The organism is Streptomyces glaucus, assembly GCF_039533365.1.
Classification (GTDB): domain Bacteria; phylum Actinomycetota; class Actinomycetes; order Streptomycetales; family Streptomycetaceae; genus Streptomyces; species Streptomyces glaucus.
In genome coordinates this window covers 1-12403 of record NZ_BAAATK010000007.1, presented here as the reverse complement: position 1 = coordinate 12403, position 12403 = coordinate 1, and the positions used below count along the sequence as shown (strand labels likewise).

The 12403-nt window shown below is 74.3% G+C and carries 14 protein-coding genes; 11 read left to right on the top strand and 3 right to left on the bottom strand.

Annotation, left to right across the window (positions count from 1 at the left end):
- The first annotated feature begins 15 nt into the window (after positions 1–15).
- The 8 genes from sufU (at position 16) to ABD363_RS07310 (ending at position 5420) form a co-directional block, all read left to right on the top strand.
- Complete coding sequence (gene sufU, locus ABD363_RS07345) at positions 16–483, top strand: Fe-S cluster assembly sulfur transfer protein SufU (protein WP_344600840.1); 468 nt, start codon at positions 16–18, stop codon at positions 481–483.
- A complete protein-coding gene (locus ABD363_RS07340) occupies positions 480–815 on the top strand; it encodes a metal-sulfur cluster assembly factor (RefSeq protein WP_344600838.1) in 336 nt (111 codons plus the stop codon). Before sufU ends, ABD363_RS07340 begins: the two co-directional genes overlap by 4 nt.
- Positions 816–1029: 214 nt before the next feature.
- The gene (gene dapD / locus ABD363_RS07335) at positions 1030–2031 is read left to right on the top strand and encodes a 2,3,4,5-tetrahydropyridine-2,6-dicarboxylate N-succinyltransferase (protein ID WP_344600836.1); all 1002 of its coding nucleotides are present in this window, start codon (positions 1030–1032) and stop codon (positions 2029–2031) included.
- 130 nt (positions 2032–2161) lie between these two features.
- Positions 2162–2392, top strand: coding sequence for a hypothetical protein (locus ABD363_RS07330; protein ID WP_344600834.1), 231 nt, complete (start codon positions 2162–2164; stop codon positions 2390–2392).
- 171 nt (positions 2393–2563) lie between these two features.
- Positions 2564–3121, top strand: coding sequence for a SigE family RNA polymerase sigma factor (locus tag ABD363_RS07325; RefSeq protein WP_344600832.1), 558 nt, complete (start codon positions 2564–2566; stop codon positions 3119–3121).
- Between the two features lie 14 nt (positions 3122–3135).
- Entirely contained in the window at positions 3136–4353 is a 1218-nt protein-coding gene (locus ABD363_RS07320; protein ID WP_344601148.1) for a WD40 repeat domain-containing protein, read from the top strand.
- A 198-nt stretch (positions 4354–4551) separates the two neighbouring features.
- Positions 4552–4971 (top strand): phage holin family protein, encoded by a 420-nt coding sequence (locus ABD363_RS07315; RefSeq protein WP_344600829.1) that lies wholly within the window; start codon positions 4552–4554, stop codon positions 4969–4971.
- Positions 4968–5420 carry a DUF3618 domain-containing protein gene (locus tag ABD363_RS07310; RefSeq protein ID WP_344600827.1) on the top strand — a complete coding sequence of 151 codons (453 nt, stop codon included), beginning with the start codon at positions 4968–4970 and terminating at the stop codon, positions 5418–5420. The genes ABD363_RS07315 and ABD363_RS07310 overlap by 4 nt, the downstream gene beginning before the upstream one ends.
- Before the next feature lie 147 nt (positions 5421–5567).
- On the opposite strand, the gene ABD363_RS07305 is transcribed toward ABD363_RS07310, so the two are convergent.
- The gene (locus ABD363_RS07305; protein ID WP_344600825.1) at positions 5568–6524 is read right to left on the bottom strand and encodes a YihY/virulence factor BrkB family protein; all 957 of its coding nucleotides are present in this window, start codon (positions 6522–6524) and stop codon (positions 5568–5570) included.
- Between the two features lie 107 nt (positions 6525–6631).
- Here ABD363_RS07305 and ABD363_RS07300 point away from each other — a divergent pair, with 107 nt between their 5' ends.
- A complete protein-coding gene (locus ABD363_RS07300) occupies positions 6632–7336 on the top strand; it encodes an antibiotic biosynthesis monooxygenase (RefSeq protein ID WP_344600823.1) in 705 nt (234 codons plus the stop codon).
- Between the two features lie 68 nt (positions 7337–7404).
- On the opposite strand, the gene ABD363_RS07295 is transcribed toward ABD363_RS07300, so the two are convergent.
- On the bottom strand, positions 7405–9237 hold the full coding sequence (locus ABD363_RS07295) for an endonuclease/exonuclease/phosphatase family protein (RefSeq protein WP_344600821.1): 1833 nt from the start codon (positions 9235–9237) through the stop codon (positions 7405–7407).
- A gap of 315 nt (positions 9238–9552) precedes the next feature.
- Here ABD363_RS07295 and ABD363_RS07290 point away from each other — a divergent pair, with 315 nt between their 5' ends.
- Both ABD363_RS07290 and ABD363_RS07285 read left to right on the top strand, forming a co-directional pair.
- Positions 9553–10980: a hypothetical protein gene (locus tag ABD363_RS07290; RefSeq protein WP_344600819.1), complete on the top strand. Its 1428-nt coding sequence runs from the start codon at positions 9553–9555 to the stop codon at positions 10978–10980.
- Between the two features lie 205 nt (positions 10981–11185).
- Positions 11186–11773 (top strand): TetR/AcrR family transcriptional regulator, encoded by a 588-nt coding sequence (locus ABD363_RS07285; protein ID WP_344600817.1) that lies wholly within the window; start codon positions 11186–11188, stop codon positions 11771–11773.
- Between the two features lie 50 nt (positions 11774–11823).
- Here ABD363_RS07285 and ABD363_RS07280 read toward each other — a convergent pair.
- On the bottom strand, positions 11824–12403 hold a 580-nt coding region (locus tag ABD363_RS07280), incomplete at its 5' end, for a TerD family protein (protein ID WP_344600815.1).

Sequence of the window (12403 nt, the reverse complement as noted above, 5' to 3'; positions counted from 1 at the left end):
GGGCGTGCTGAAACCGTGAAGCTGGACTCGATGTACCAGGACGTCATCCTGGACCACTACAAGAACCCGCACGGGCGTGGTCTCCGGGACGGCGACGCCGAGGTGCACCATGTGAACCCGACCTGCGGGGACGAGATCACGCTGCGCGTGAGGTACGACGGCACGACCATCGCCGACGTCTCGTACGAGGGTCAGGGCTGCTCCATCAGCCAGGCGAGCGCCTCGGTGCTCAACGAGCTGCTGGTCGGCAAGGAGCTGGCCGAGGCGCAGAGGATCCAGGAGACCTTCCTGGAGCTGATGCAGTCCAAGGGCCGGATCGAGCCCGACGACGCCATGGAGGACGTCCTGGAGGACGCGGTCGCGTTCGCCGGGGTGTCCAAGTACCCGGCCCGGGTCAAGTGCGCCCTGTTGAGCTGGATGGCCTGGAAGGACGCGACGGCCCAGGCGCTGGGCGGAGCCGACGCCGAAAGGAAGACGGCATGAGCGACACCGTGGAGATGAAGCCGGTCTCGGAGGAGGAACTCCGCGAGGCCCTGATGGACGTCGTCGACCCCGAACTGGGCATCGACGTCGTCAACCTGGGCCTGATCTACGGCATCCACATCGACGAGGAGGCGAACATCGCCACCGTCGACATGACCCTGACCTCCGCGGCCTGCCCGCTGACGGACGTCATCGAGGACCAGGCCAGGTCCGCCACGGACGGCCTCGTCAACGAGTTGCGCATCAACTGGGTCTGGATGCCGCCGTGGGGCCCCGACAAGATCACGGACGACGGCCGCGAGCAGCTTCGGGCGCTCGGGTTCAACGTCTGAGACCCACCGGCCGGCGGACACCGGACGGAGCCGACGGCGACGCCCCCGGGGCGTCGCCGTCTCCCGTACCCGCACCCCGCCCGGGTGCCCGCGGCGCTTTCCCGGCGGCCCGGCCCGGCACCCCGGTGACCTGGGTTCCGGACCGGCCGCCCGGCACGCGGGACGAGCCGGGGCCGGTTCGCCTCGCCGGCCCCCGGGCGGTTAGGTTGCCCTCATGACCGACACGACTGCTCCCCGCACCACCGGCGCCGTGGCCGCCGGCCTCGCCACGATCGCCGCCGACGGCACCGTTCTCGACACCTGGTTCCCCGCGCCCGAACTGGTGACGGCGACCGACCAGGACCCCGGTCCGGCCGGCACCGAGCGGCTGACCGCCGAGCGGGCCGTGGAACTGCTCGGCGAGGGCGCCGCCAAGGCGATCGGCCCGGACGCCCTCAGGGGCGTCGAGGTCGTCGCCGTCCGCACGGTCATCGCCTCCCTCGACGACAAGCCGGTCGACACGCACGACGTCTACCTGCGCCTGCACCTGCTGTCGCACCGGCTCGTCAAGCCGCACGGCCAGAACCTCGACGGCATCTTCGGCTTCCTCGCCAACGTCGCCTGGACCTCGCTCGGCCCGGTCGCCGTCGACGACGTCGAGAAGGTGCGGCTGAACGCCCGCGCCCAGGGCCTGCACCTGCAGGTGACCTCGATCGACAAGTTCCCGCGGATGACGGACTACGTCGTCCCCAAGGGCGTCCGCATCGCCGACGCCGACCGGGTCCGGCTCGGCGCCCACCTCGCCGCGGGCACCACCGTGATGCACGAGGGCTTCGTCAACTTCAACGCGGGCACGCTCGGCACGTCGATGGTCGAGGGCCGGATCTCCGCGGGCGTCGTGGTGGGCGACGGCTCGGACATCGGCGGCGGCGCGTCGACGATGGGCACGCTGTCCGGCGGCGGCAACGTGATCATCTCCATCGGCGAGCGCTGCCTGATCGGCGCCGAGGCGGGCGTCGGCATCGCCCTCGGCGACGAGTGCGTGGTCGAGGCCGGGCTGTACGTCACCGCCGGCACCCGCGTCACCATGCCCGACGGCCAGATCGTCAAGGCCCGCGAGCTGTCCGGCGCCTCCCACATCCTCTTCCGCCGCAACTCGGTCACCGGCGCGGTCGAGGCCCGCCCGAACAACGCGGTGTGGGGCGGCCTGAACGAGATCCTGCACAGCCACAACTGACGTCCGCACACGGGTTCGGGCGGGCCCGTGAGGATGAGCCGGCGTGACCTCGCGGCGGGTCCGGCGGATGAACGGGTGGACACGGAAGTCCGGTCATACGCCGAACCGACGAGACGAGGGGCTGGGGAAGATGAGGAACGAGCGGATGCGGGGCGTGACACGCGGGCTGACCGGGGCGGGGGCCGCGGTGGCGGTGTGCTGGATGGCGGCCGGGGCCGCGCACGCCGACGAGACCAACCACCACTCGAACAACGGCCCCCGGGTCGGCCTGGTCAACGTCGACGTCGGCCAGGTCGACGACCCGATGGAGGACGTGCTGGAGCACACGCTGCTCTTCGGCGACGGCTACCGCTGGAGCTGATCCGCACACCGCGGGCCGGGGCCCGTACCGCACGACGCGGTACGGGCCCCGGCCCGTTCGGCGTTTTTGGCCGCGATGTCCCGCCGGGACGGCATAGCGGGAGGCCGCCCGGTGCGTCTCAAGGAGCACAGGGGCCGGGCACGGGGCCCGCCCGGGGAAGAGAAGGTGACGATGGATGCCCAGGCGGAGGAGAGCTTCCGGGAGTTCGTGGCGAACCGGTCGTCCGCGCTGCTGAGGACGGCGGTCCTGCTGGCCGGCGGCGACCGCCACGCGGGCGAGGACCTGTTGCAGAACGCCCTGATGAAGGCGGCCGGCCGCTGGCACCGCATCGACGAGCCCGAGGCGTACGTACGGCAGGTCCTGTACCGGCAGCAGGTCAGCCGCTGGCGGCTGAAGTGGCCGGGACGCGAGCTGAGCGTCGCCGAACCGCCCGACACCGGCACAGGCCCGGACGCCTCGGCCGCGGCCGAGCTGCGCCTGGTGATGCGCGGCGCGCTGGCCCGGCTGACCGCGCGGCAGCGCACCGTGCTGGTGCTGCGCTACTTCGAGGACCTGCCCGAGGCCGACGTGGCCCGCATGCTCGGCTGCTCCGTCGGCACCGTACGGTCCACCACCCACCGCTCCCTCGCCCGGCTGCGCGCCCTCGCGCCCGAACTGGCCGCCCTGGGCCCGGCCGACGTCGAGCGGCAGCCGTCCCGTGACTACGCGCCCGTGGAGGTGCGCCCGTGAATCCCGCGAACCCCGTGAACGTCGCGGAAGCCGTACGCGACGCGCTGCGCGACCAGGCCGACCGGCAGCCGCCCGCGGCGCCCGGGCTCGCCGACCGGGTGCTGGCGGCCCGCCGGCGCCGCCTGGCCCGCCGGCTCGCGTCCGCGGCCGCCGCCACCGCCGCCGTGGTCGCCGTCGCCGTGGCGGTGCCGCTGCTGGATCCGGGCAGGGAGGACGTGCGCCCCGCCGGCGTGCTGGACGGCGGGGGGATCCTCGGCCACCCGGACCAGTCGCCGCCGCGTGAGTTCATCGCCGCGGGGAGGACCGCGCTGGCCGCCTACTACACCGCGCGGACCGTCGCGCGGTCGGAGAAGGAGGGGGTCTTCACCCGCACCTACCGGCTGCTCGACCCGAGGACCGGACGGTACGAGAAGGACGACCGGTGGTCGTTCGTCGCCGCCGCGCCCGGCCTGCGCACGGCCGCCGTCCTGGAGCGGCGGCTGCCCGCCCGGCGGATCGGACTGCTCGACCTCACCACGGGGGAGGTCGAGCGCTGGATCCCGGCCGGCCGGGGCGTGGGCGGTCTCGCCTTCTCGCCCGACGGGAGCAGGCTCGTCGCCACGACGTACGACGAGCACCCCGATCTGCGCGACCGGGTGCGGTCGTCCTCCGGTGAGGAGCAGTGGCTGCCGCGGTTCGGCGGCAAGCCGGGCCGGACCGGCTTCTACGTCCTCGACGTGCCCTCCGGCGCGGGCTCCTGGAGCCCGGTCGCGCACCGCCGCGACATCAACAGCCGCCAGGACTTCTCCTTCTCCCGGGACGGCAGGCTGGTGTACTCGCAGGTCGTCGGCGACCGTGACGGGCTGCAGCAGTTCCACGACCTCACGGGCGACGAGGTCGCCGCGCCCGCGAACGAGCGGCATCTGCGGTCGGACGTCGGCGCGCGGCTGTCCCCGGACGGCCGGCTCGCCGCGCTGGGCCTGACCGCCGAGGCCGAGGACAGGTCCTGGTCCTCGATCCGGGACCCGCGCACCGGCGAGGAGATCACCAGGGTGCGCGGGGCGCACCTGCTGGCCTGGGCGGACGACCGGCGGCTGATCGCCTGGGAGCGGGCACCCGGGTCGGAGTCGTACCGGCCCCGGCTGGTGCTGGTCACGATCGGCAGCGACAGGGTCGTGCCGCTCAGCGGAGTGCGCGAGCCGGACGAGGACTTCGACAGCCTGGAGTGGGAGCCCGTCTTCGCGGAGCGCTGACGCCTCCCGGCCGCGCGGCCGCTCGTCCCGCCGTACCACGCGGGACGAGCGGCAGGCCGCCCGCGTCCGTCCCCGTGAAGGGGGTGGTCGTGGCGCACGGGGTTCGGCCGAAGGGCGGGGCGGGCGGGGCGGGGCGCGAGGGTAGCGAGGGCCGGGAAGGGTACCCGGGAGGCTTGGGACCGAGAGGAGGCGGACACCGTGACCGGGACCATGGCACACAAGCCTGTGCACGACGAGCGGCACTCCGTGGGCGAGCTCGTCGCCCAGGCCACCGAACAGCTCTCCCGGCTCGTGCGCCAGGAAGTGACCCTCGCGAAGGAGGAGCTGACCGAGAAGGGGCGGCGCGCCGGGCGCGGCGGCGGGTTGCTGGGCGCCGCGGGCGCCGTCGCCTACGCCGGTCTGCTCTTCCTGGCCGGTACGGCCGCCGCCGCGCTCTCGCTGGCGCTGCCCGTGTGGGCCGCGACGCTCATCGTGACGGCGGTGCTGTTCGCGGTGGCGGGAGCGCTGGCCGTGACCGGGCGCACCCAGCTCCGGCGCGCCGTGCCGCCGATGCCGGAGAAGACCCTGGGCAGCGTCAGGGCCGACATGGAGGAGATCAGGGAAAGGGCGCACCGATGACGGACGAGGCGAGGAGCGGGGACGGCGCGCGGCCGGACGGGGCCGCCGGCGGGGTCAAGGGGCCCGACGAGCTGCGGCAGCAGATCGAGCGGACCCGCAGCCAGCTCGGGGACACCGTGGAGGAGCTGGCGGGGAAGATGGACGTGAAGGGACGGGCGCAGGCGCGGGCCGCCGATCTCAGGGACAAGGCCGGTGCGATGGCGGTGCAGCTGCGCAGCACCGTGGCGCAGGCGGGGCACGCCGTGCAGGGCAGGGCGGCGCAGACGGGCCACGCCGTGCAGGACAAGGCGGCGCAGACCGGTCACGCCGTGCAGGACAAGGCGGCGCGGGCCGAGGGAGCCGGGCTGCGGCATCCCGGATCGGTGCTGTTCGCCGGGGCGGCCGCGGGGGCCGTGGGGGGCGTGGTGGCGCTGGAGGTGCTGCGGCGGCGGTACACGGGACGCCGCTGACGGGACCTTCGGCGGTGCGGCGGGAATGTCCGCGGGCGCCTCCGGCGGGTGGGCCGGGGCGCCCGCGGCGGCCTGTGCCGCTCCGGCGGGGGCGTGCGGCGCGTTCGCGGCGCGCCGGGGGCCGGGGCCGCGCCGGGCGGGTGGCGTTCAGTGGCCTTTCGCCGCGCGGAACCTCGGGGGCCACTTGCGGGTGTCCCTCGGCTCCACGTACGGCTCCTCCGTCGGCGGCCGCCCGCCGCAGGTGATCGCCCGTTCGCGGGCCAGCTCCGCGTCGAACTCCAGGCCCAGCAGGATCGCCAGGTTGCTCAGCCAGAGCCACACCAGGAAGACGATGGCGCCGGCCAGGGTGCCGTACGTCTTGTTGTACGTGCCGAAGTGGGCGGCGTAGACGGCGAAGCCCGCGGAGGCCGCCAGCCAGATCAGGGTGGCCAGGACGCTGCCGGGGGAGATCCAGCGAAAGCCCCGGCCGCGGACGTTGGGGGCCGCCCAGTACAGCAGGCCGATCATGAGGACGACCAGGAGGAGCAGGACCGGCCACTTGGCGACGCCCCACGCCGTGAGCGCCGCGTCGCCGAGGCCGATCGCCGTGCCCGCCCGCTCGGCCAGCGGGCCGGTGAACACCACGATCAGGGCGCTCGCGGCCAGCATCAGCATCAGAACGACCGTCAGCGCCAGGCGCAGCGGCGTGAGCTTCCACACCGGGCGGCCCTCGGGAAGGTCGTACACCGCGTTGGACGCGCGGATGAACGCGGCGACGTAGCCGGACGCGGACCACAGGGCGAAGAGCAGGCCGGCGACGGCCAGGACGCCTCCGGTGCCTCCGGTGTCGCTCAGCTGGACCACCGCGTCGCGCAGGATGTCCCGGGCGGGGCCGGGGGTCAACTCCTCGGTGTTGTCGAGGAGTCCGTCCGTGGCGCGCCGGCCGATCACGCCCGGCAGGGAGACGAGCAGGAGGAGGGCCGGGAACAGCGACAGGACGCCGTAGTACGTCAACGCGGCGGCGCGGTCGGACAGTTCGTCGTCCAGGAGCTCCTTCAGCGTGCGCCGCGCCACCGCCCGCCAGGACCGTGCGGGCAACCGGCCGGGGCCGTCCTTCGCGTCCATGGGACGCGGGTCTCCCGAATTCCCCTCCCCAATCGCCGAGTTGACCTGAATCTTGGTTGAGGTCGAAGAGTGGGGGCGGACAACGACCACCGGACCTGGAGGTTGGCATGACCCGTCGTACCGATGCACACCCCGACCCCGCCCGGCCCGGCGTCGGCGCGCCCTTCTTCAGCACCTGGCGGGTGGGCACGCCCGAACGGCAGCGGCAGGCCGTCGAGGCGATCGCCCGGACCTGGGAACGGCGCCCGTGGCCGACGCAGGGCCTGCTCGGCTACCACGTCTACGCCGGGCACGACGGCGACACCCTGCTGCACTACTCGCAGTGGACGGACGAGGCCGCGTACGAGGCCTTCGTGAAGACCCGTCGGCAGGAGCGGAACGACGAGATCGACACCGCCGTGCCGGGCATCGAGCGGGTGCGGCTCGGACGGTACCGGCATTACCGCAGCAGGGTGGCGGAGGACCGGGACCGGCGCACGCCCGGATGCGTGGTGGTGGTCGAGATCGAGTTCGAGGGGGCGGACGCCGCGCGGCAGCGCGCCTGGGTCGACGGCGTGTTCGCGGCGCTGGAGAGCGAACCGCACCAGCATCGCGGCGGCCTCTCCGCGCACTTCCACCTCGGCACGGACGGCACCAGGGTCCTCAACTACGCCGAGTGGGAGAGCGCCCGGGCGCACGCCGAGGCCCTGGCCGCCCCCCGGGAGGGCGTCGGCTCGGCGGGCCCGCTGTGGGAGCGCGTGCAGAACTGGCCCGGGCTGAAGAACAGCTCGGTCAGCCGGTACGACCATGTCCTCGGGCTCCTCCCCGACTGACCCGGGGCGCGGACGGCTCCGTCCGCGGGGCCGTCCGGACGGGGCGTCCGGACGGCCCCGCGGAGGGCCTACGGGCGGAAGCGCAGCACCTGCGGGTCGTGGTCGCTGATCTGGTCGTGGAACTCCGCGTTGATGTGCACGCTGTCGTAGGAGAACGCGCCGCGGCGGATCGACGGGCTGACCAGGATCTGGTCCAGGGCCTGGCTGTTGCCCTGGTAGACGTAGGAGTAACGCTCGCTGCGGGGCAGCGACTTGATCGCCGACCACAGCTCGCCGTCGCCCTCCAGGATCCGGGTGGTCCCGGAGAACTCGAAGTCGTTGATGTCGCCCAGCGCGACGACGTCGGCGTTCTTCTGGACGTCGAGGATCTCCTCGACGAAGGCGTGCACCGCCGTCGCCTGCTGGTGGCGCTGGGTCTCCGAGCTGCGGACCGGCGGCTGGTAGGCCGCGGTCAGGCCCTGGTCGCCGCCCTTGGAGTTGAAGTGGTTGGCGATCACGAAGACCGTGCGGCCGCGGAAGACGAACTCGCCCACCAGCGGCTTGCGGCTGTTCTCCCAGGCGGGGTTCGCCGGGTCGACGCGGCCCGGGGAGACCGTCAGGGCCGCCTTGCCGCGCACCTTCGTCACCCCGGCGGCCGTCGTCGCGTCGCCGCCCGCGCGGTCGGTGAAGGAGACCCGCTCGGGGTTGAACAGGAACACCTGGCGGATGTTGCCGCCCGGCTCGCCGCCGTCCGCGCCGTCCACCGGGTCGACGGACCGCCAGTCGTAGACGGGGCCGCCCGCCGCGGCGATCGCGTCGATCAGCCGGGCCACCGTCCGGCCGGCGGTGACCGTGCCGTCGTCGGTGGCGCCGGTGTCGTCCTGGATCTCCTCCAGGGACACGATGTCGGGCGACCGCAGGTGGCGCACGATCGCGTCGGCGTGCGCGGCGAAGGTGTCGTCGGAGGGGTCGAGGTTCTCGACGTTGTACGTGGCGACCGCCAGTTCGCCGTTCCGCTGCCCGCGGGTCGTCTCGCGCTGCAGGCCGGCGCTCCTGAGGGCGCCGAGCTCGTTCGCCACGAGGGTGTAGCCGCCGTACTGGTTGTAGTCGAGCGGGCCCGTCGTGGTGCCGGTGAGGGTGTCGCCGACGTTGGCGTCGGGGAAGTCGGCCGCGGCGCCGAGGGACTGGATCTGGAGGCGGCCGGTGTTCTGGGAGCCGTAGGAGCCGTAGACCGTGCCGCCGCGGCGGCTGGGGTTCTCCCGCGGCTTCACCGTCACCCACAGCTCGGTGTACGGGTCGGTGGCGCCGACCACGCGGGCGTCGGCGACCCGGACGTTCATGCCCTCCAGGGACTCGTAGTGGTCCAGGGCGTACGCGGCGGGGCGCAGCAGCAGGGCGTTGACCGAGTTGTTCGCGGCCGGGTCGCCGGCGGGTGCGTAGGCGTCCGGCACGGAGCCGGCGTCGATCACCGTCGCGGCCGGGACCGGGTTGCCGCCGGAGACGACGGTGACCGTCGGGCGGGTGATCTGGGTCAGCGACTGGTTGCCGGAGGAGGTGCCGCCCGGGACGTACTCCGAGACGGTGCCGGAGACGGTGACCGCGTCGCCGACGGCGACCTTCGGGGCGGAGCTGGTGAAGACGAAGACGCCCTCGCTGGTGGCCGCGTCGGCGTCCGGGTCAGGGTCCTGCATCCAGAAGCCCTTGGAGGAGCCGTAGGTGCGGACGCCGGTGACGATTCCGGCCACGTCCGTGACCTTCTGCCCGGCGTACGGCGATATCCGGGTGTCGCCCTGGACGTCGTGGATGCGCACGGAGTCCGCGTGCGCGGGCGTGGGGAGGGCGACGGTCTGGGCGGCGACCGCCGCGGAACAGACGGCGGCGACGGTGAGCGCGGCGAGGCGCGCGGACGATTTGCTCGGCAACGGGATCCCTCCGGGGACGTGACGGGGCGCCGGGACGAGAGGCGGGAACGTGCGGGAACAGCGGGAGCGACGGCCGCGGCCGGCGGGGCGGCGCGACCCCCGTAGAAGCCGGTGGGCCCGGGCGGGCGGAGGTGCAGCCCGGTGAACAGGTGTCCGCCGATTTCTACGCGCGTCAATCTCCAGCCTGCCCGGGCCGCTTGTCAAGGTTTCGGCCATGTACGCCTCCTGACGGGCAGATGAACCGGGCGGCATGGGTGAAAACCCGTCTAGGCTGAGCGGTTGAGTCGAAGCGACGTGCGCTAGGAGAACCAGCCGATGTCAGACAGCTCCACCCTGCCGCCCGTACGGCTGCGACCCGAAGCGGAGCTGGCCCGCGACGCACTGTCCACACCGCTGCTCTCCCGGGCCGCCCGGCTCGCCCGCTGGGCCGGGCCGGACACCCGCGTCGACGCCGGGGGCGGGCTCGTCGACGAGCAGCTGCCGGCGGCGGCCGAGGCGCTGGGACTGAGCGGCCGGGACGCGACGGCGTACGCCGGCGAGGCCTGGCGGATCGCCGTGGACACCGGGCTCGTGGAGATCGTCGACCAGGAGGAGGGCACCGTCGCGCCCGGCAAGGACCTGGCGCTGCTCACCGGCGGCTCGCCGCAGGACGTGCTCGGCGTGTGGCGCGACGCCCTGGAGGCGGTGCTCGCCGACGCGAGCGTGCCCGACCTCGACGGCCTGGCCGACGCGGTGGACGAGGACGGAAGGATCGACTTCTCGGCGCTGGAGTGGGACCCGGAGGCGGAGGCGGAGTTCCTCGACGGGGTGCTCGGCAACCTGTACCTGCTGACCGTCGACCAGGACGGACCCGGCGACGCGCCGGTGCCGCTGCCCGCGCTGGCCGCGTCGGTGCTCGTGCCCGGCGACATGCGGGAGCCCACCAACGACGTGCTGGAACGGGTGTCCGACGCGATGATGCGGCTGGACGACCAGTTCCGGCTGCTGGAGCCGGCCGGGCTCGTGCAGTACCAACCGGTGGACGAGGCGCTCCGGGCGGGCGACGCCGAGGAGGAGGCGGCCGCGGCCGACGACACCGACGTCTCCCGCTACGGCATGGTCCGGCTGACGCCGCTCGGCCGGTACGGGCTGCGGGCACGGCTGCTGGAGGCCGGGTTCGAGGCGCCGGCGGTCGGGGACCTCGCCGACAAGGGGGCCGACGCGCTGCTCGACGGGACGGCGGCGTTCCCGCCCGCGGCGGCGCAGGCCGAGACCGAGCAGTGGCTGGCCCGGCGCCGGCCCCTCGACGCCGCCCGGGAGCTGCTGGCCGCCGCCCGCGGCTCGGACCCCGGCGCGCCGCTGCGGCGGCTGCGCTGCCAGCAGGCGCTGTCGCTGGTCGGCGCCGAGGCCGAGCCCGCGCTGCGGGAGGTCCTCGACGATCCCGAGCTGGGCGGGCTGGCCCGGGTGTGGCTGACCGAGCACGGGGCCCGCGACGTGCCCGCGCCGTCGCAGGAGATGGTCTTCTGGCTGACCGTCGACACGGTGGCCGCGCAGCTCGCCGCCGAGGGCAACTCCGAGGAGCTGAGCGCGCTGGTGCGGGGCCTGGCCCAGCAGCACAGCGGTTTCTTCGCGGCGGCGTGGCGGGTCGACCACCCGGCCACCGCGGAGGTGCTGGAGGCGATGGGGCGGCTGCACCCGGACAAGCGGATCGCCAAGGAGGCCCGGAAGGCGGCGTTCAAGGCGCGGTCCCAGCACGGCGGCTGAGGCGGGGCGGCCGCCGCGCGCCGCCGTCGCCGGTCCCGGCGGCCGCGCCCTGGGGCACCCCGCGGCCGGCCTCGTCCCCGGGCGCATCCGCCGGCCCGGCGTGCTCGCGGGGCGGCGGCCGGCGGGCGGACACCGGCGGCAGGCCGCCGGCGCGCCGCGCCCCGATAAGCTGCGCGGAGGATCCCCGGTGTGCGAGGAGTGCGGGATGGCGCAGGTCAGGCCCATGCGCGCGGACGCCCGGCGCAACTACCAGCGGTTGCTGGAGGCGGCGGCGGAGGCCTTCGCCGAGCAGGGGGAGAACGCGTCGCTGGACGACATCGCCAAGCGCGCGGGCGTCGGGTCGGGGACGCTGTACCGGCACTTCCCGACGCGGCAGGCGCTGCTGGAGGCCGCGTACGTCGACCGGATCGAGGCGATCGCGGCCCGGGCCGGCGCCCTCGCGGCCGAGCTGCCGCCGGGCGAGGCGCTGACGGAGTGGCTGCACGAGCTCGGCGTCGGGATGATCCAGGTGCGGGGGCTGAAGGCACTGATGGGGGCGGCCGTCACGGACGGCGGCCCGGCCGTGGTCACCGCCTGCGGCGACTCGGTGAAGGACGCGGCGGCGCGGCTGGTGGGCGCGGCGCAGCGGGAGGGGACGCTGCGCCGGGACGTCGAGCCGATCGAGGTCCTGCGCCTGGCCCACGGCGTGGCGACGGCGTCGGAACTGGCGGACGGGCAGGGCCGGTGCATCCGCCGGTACCTGTCCCTGCTGACGGAGGGACTGCGGCCGGGCCCGGGGGACGGCGGCGCCTGACCCCGGGCCGGCGCCCCGGGCCAGGGGCGCCCCCGGAGCCGTACGGGCCGCTACAGGGCCTGGGCGGCCGGCTTCACCATTCCCCGTACCGTGCGGGACTTGACGAAGTCGCCCATGGCGGTCATCTCCCACTCGCCGGAGAACTGACGGATCAGCTTGGCCATCATCACGCCCGTCTGCGGTTCGGCGCTGGTGAGGTCGAAGCGGACCAGCTCCTCGCCGGTCGCGCCGTCCAGCAGACGGCAGTAGGCCTTGGCGACCTCGGTGAACTTCTGGCCGGAGAAGGAGTTGACGGTGAAGACCAGGCCGGTGACTTCCTGCGGGAGACGGCCGAGGTCGACGGTGATCACCTCGTCGTCGCCGCCGCCCTCGCCGGTGAGGTTGTCGCCGGAGTGCCGGATGGCGCCGCCCACGATCTGCAGCTTGCCGAAGTAGCAGCTGTCGATGTGGTTGCGCTGCGGCCCGTAGGCGATGACCGAGGCGTCCAGGTCGATGTCCCTGCCGCGGTACGCCGGCTCCCAGCCGAGGCCCATCCTGACCTGGGACAGGACGGGACGGCCGCCCTTGACGAGGGAGACCGTCTGGTTCTTCTGGAGGCTGACCCGGCCCTTGTCCAGGTTGATCTTCCCG

Bases quoted from the DNA above. Each gene is read 5' to 3' on its own strand.
- ABD363_RS07340 (WP_344600838.1), top strand. From the start codon at position 480: ATGAGCGACACCGTGGAGATGAAGCCGGTCTCGGAGGAGGAACTCCGC.
- dapD (WP_344600836.1), top strand. From the start codon at position 1,030: ATGACCGACACGACTGCTCCCCGCACCACCGGCGCCGTGGCCGCCGGC.
- ABD363_RS07330 (WP_344600834.1), top strand. From the start codon at position 2,162: ATGAGGAACGAGCGGATGCGGGGCGTGACACGCGGGCTGACCGGGGCG.
- ABD363_RS07325 (WP_344600832.1), top strand. From the start codon at position 2,564: ATGGATGCCCAGGCGGAGGAGAGCTTCCGGGAGTTCGTGGCGAACCGG.
- ABD363_RS07310 (WP_344600827.1), top strand. From the start codon at position 4,968: ATGACGGACGAGGCGAGGAGCGGGGACGGCGCGCGGCCGGACGGGGCC.
- ABD363_RS07305 (WP_344600825.1), bottom strand. From the start codon at position 6,524: ATGGACGCGAAGGACGGCCCCGGCCGGTTGCCCGCACGGTCCTGGCGG.
- ABD363_RS07300 (WP_344600823.1), top strand. From the start codon at position 6,632: ATGACCCGTCGTACCGATGCACACCCCGACCCCGCCCGGCCCGGCGTC.
- ABD363_RS07290 (WP_344600819.1), top strand. From the start codon at position 9,553: ATGTCAGACAGCTCCACCCTGCCGCCCGTACGGCTGCGACCCGAAGCG.
- ABD363_RS07285 (WP_344600817.1), top strand. From the start codon at position 11,186: ATGGCGCAGGTCAGGCCCATGCGCGCGGACGCCCGGCGCAACTACCAG.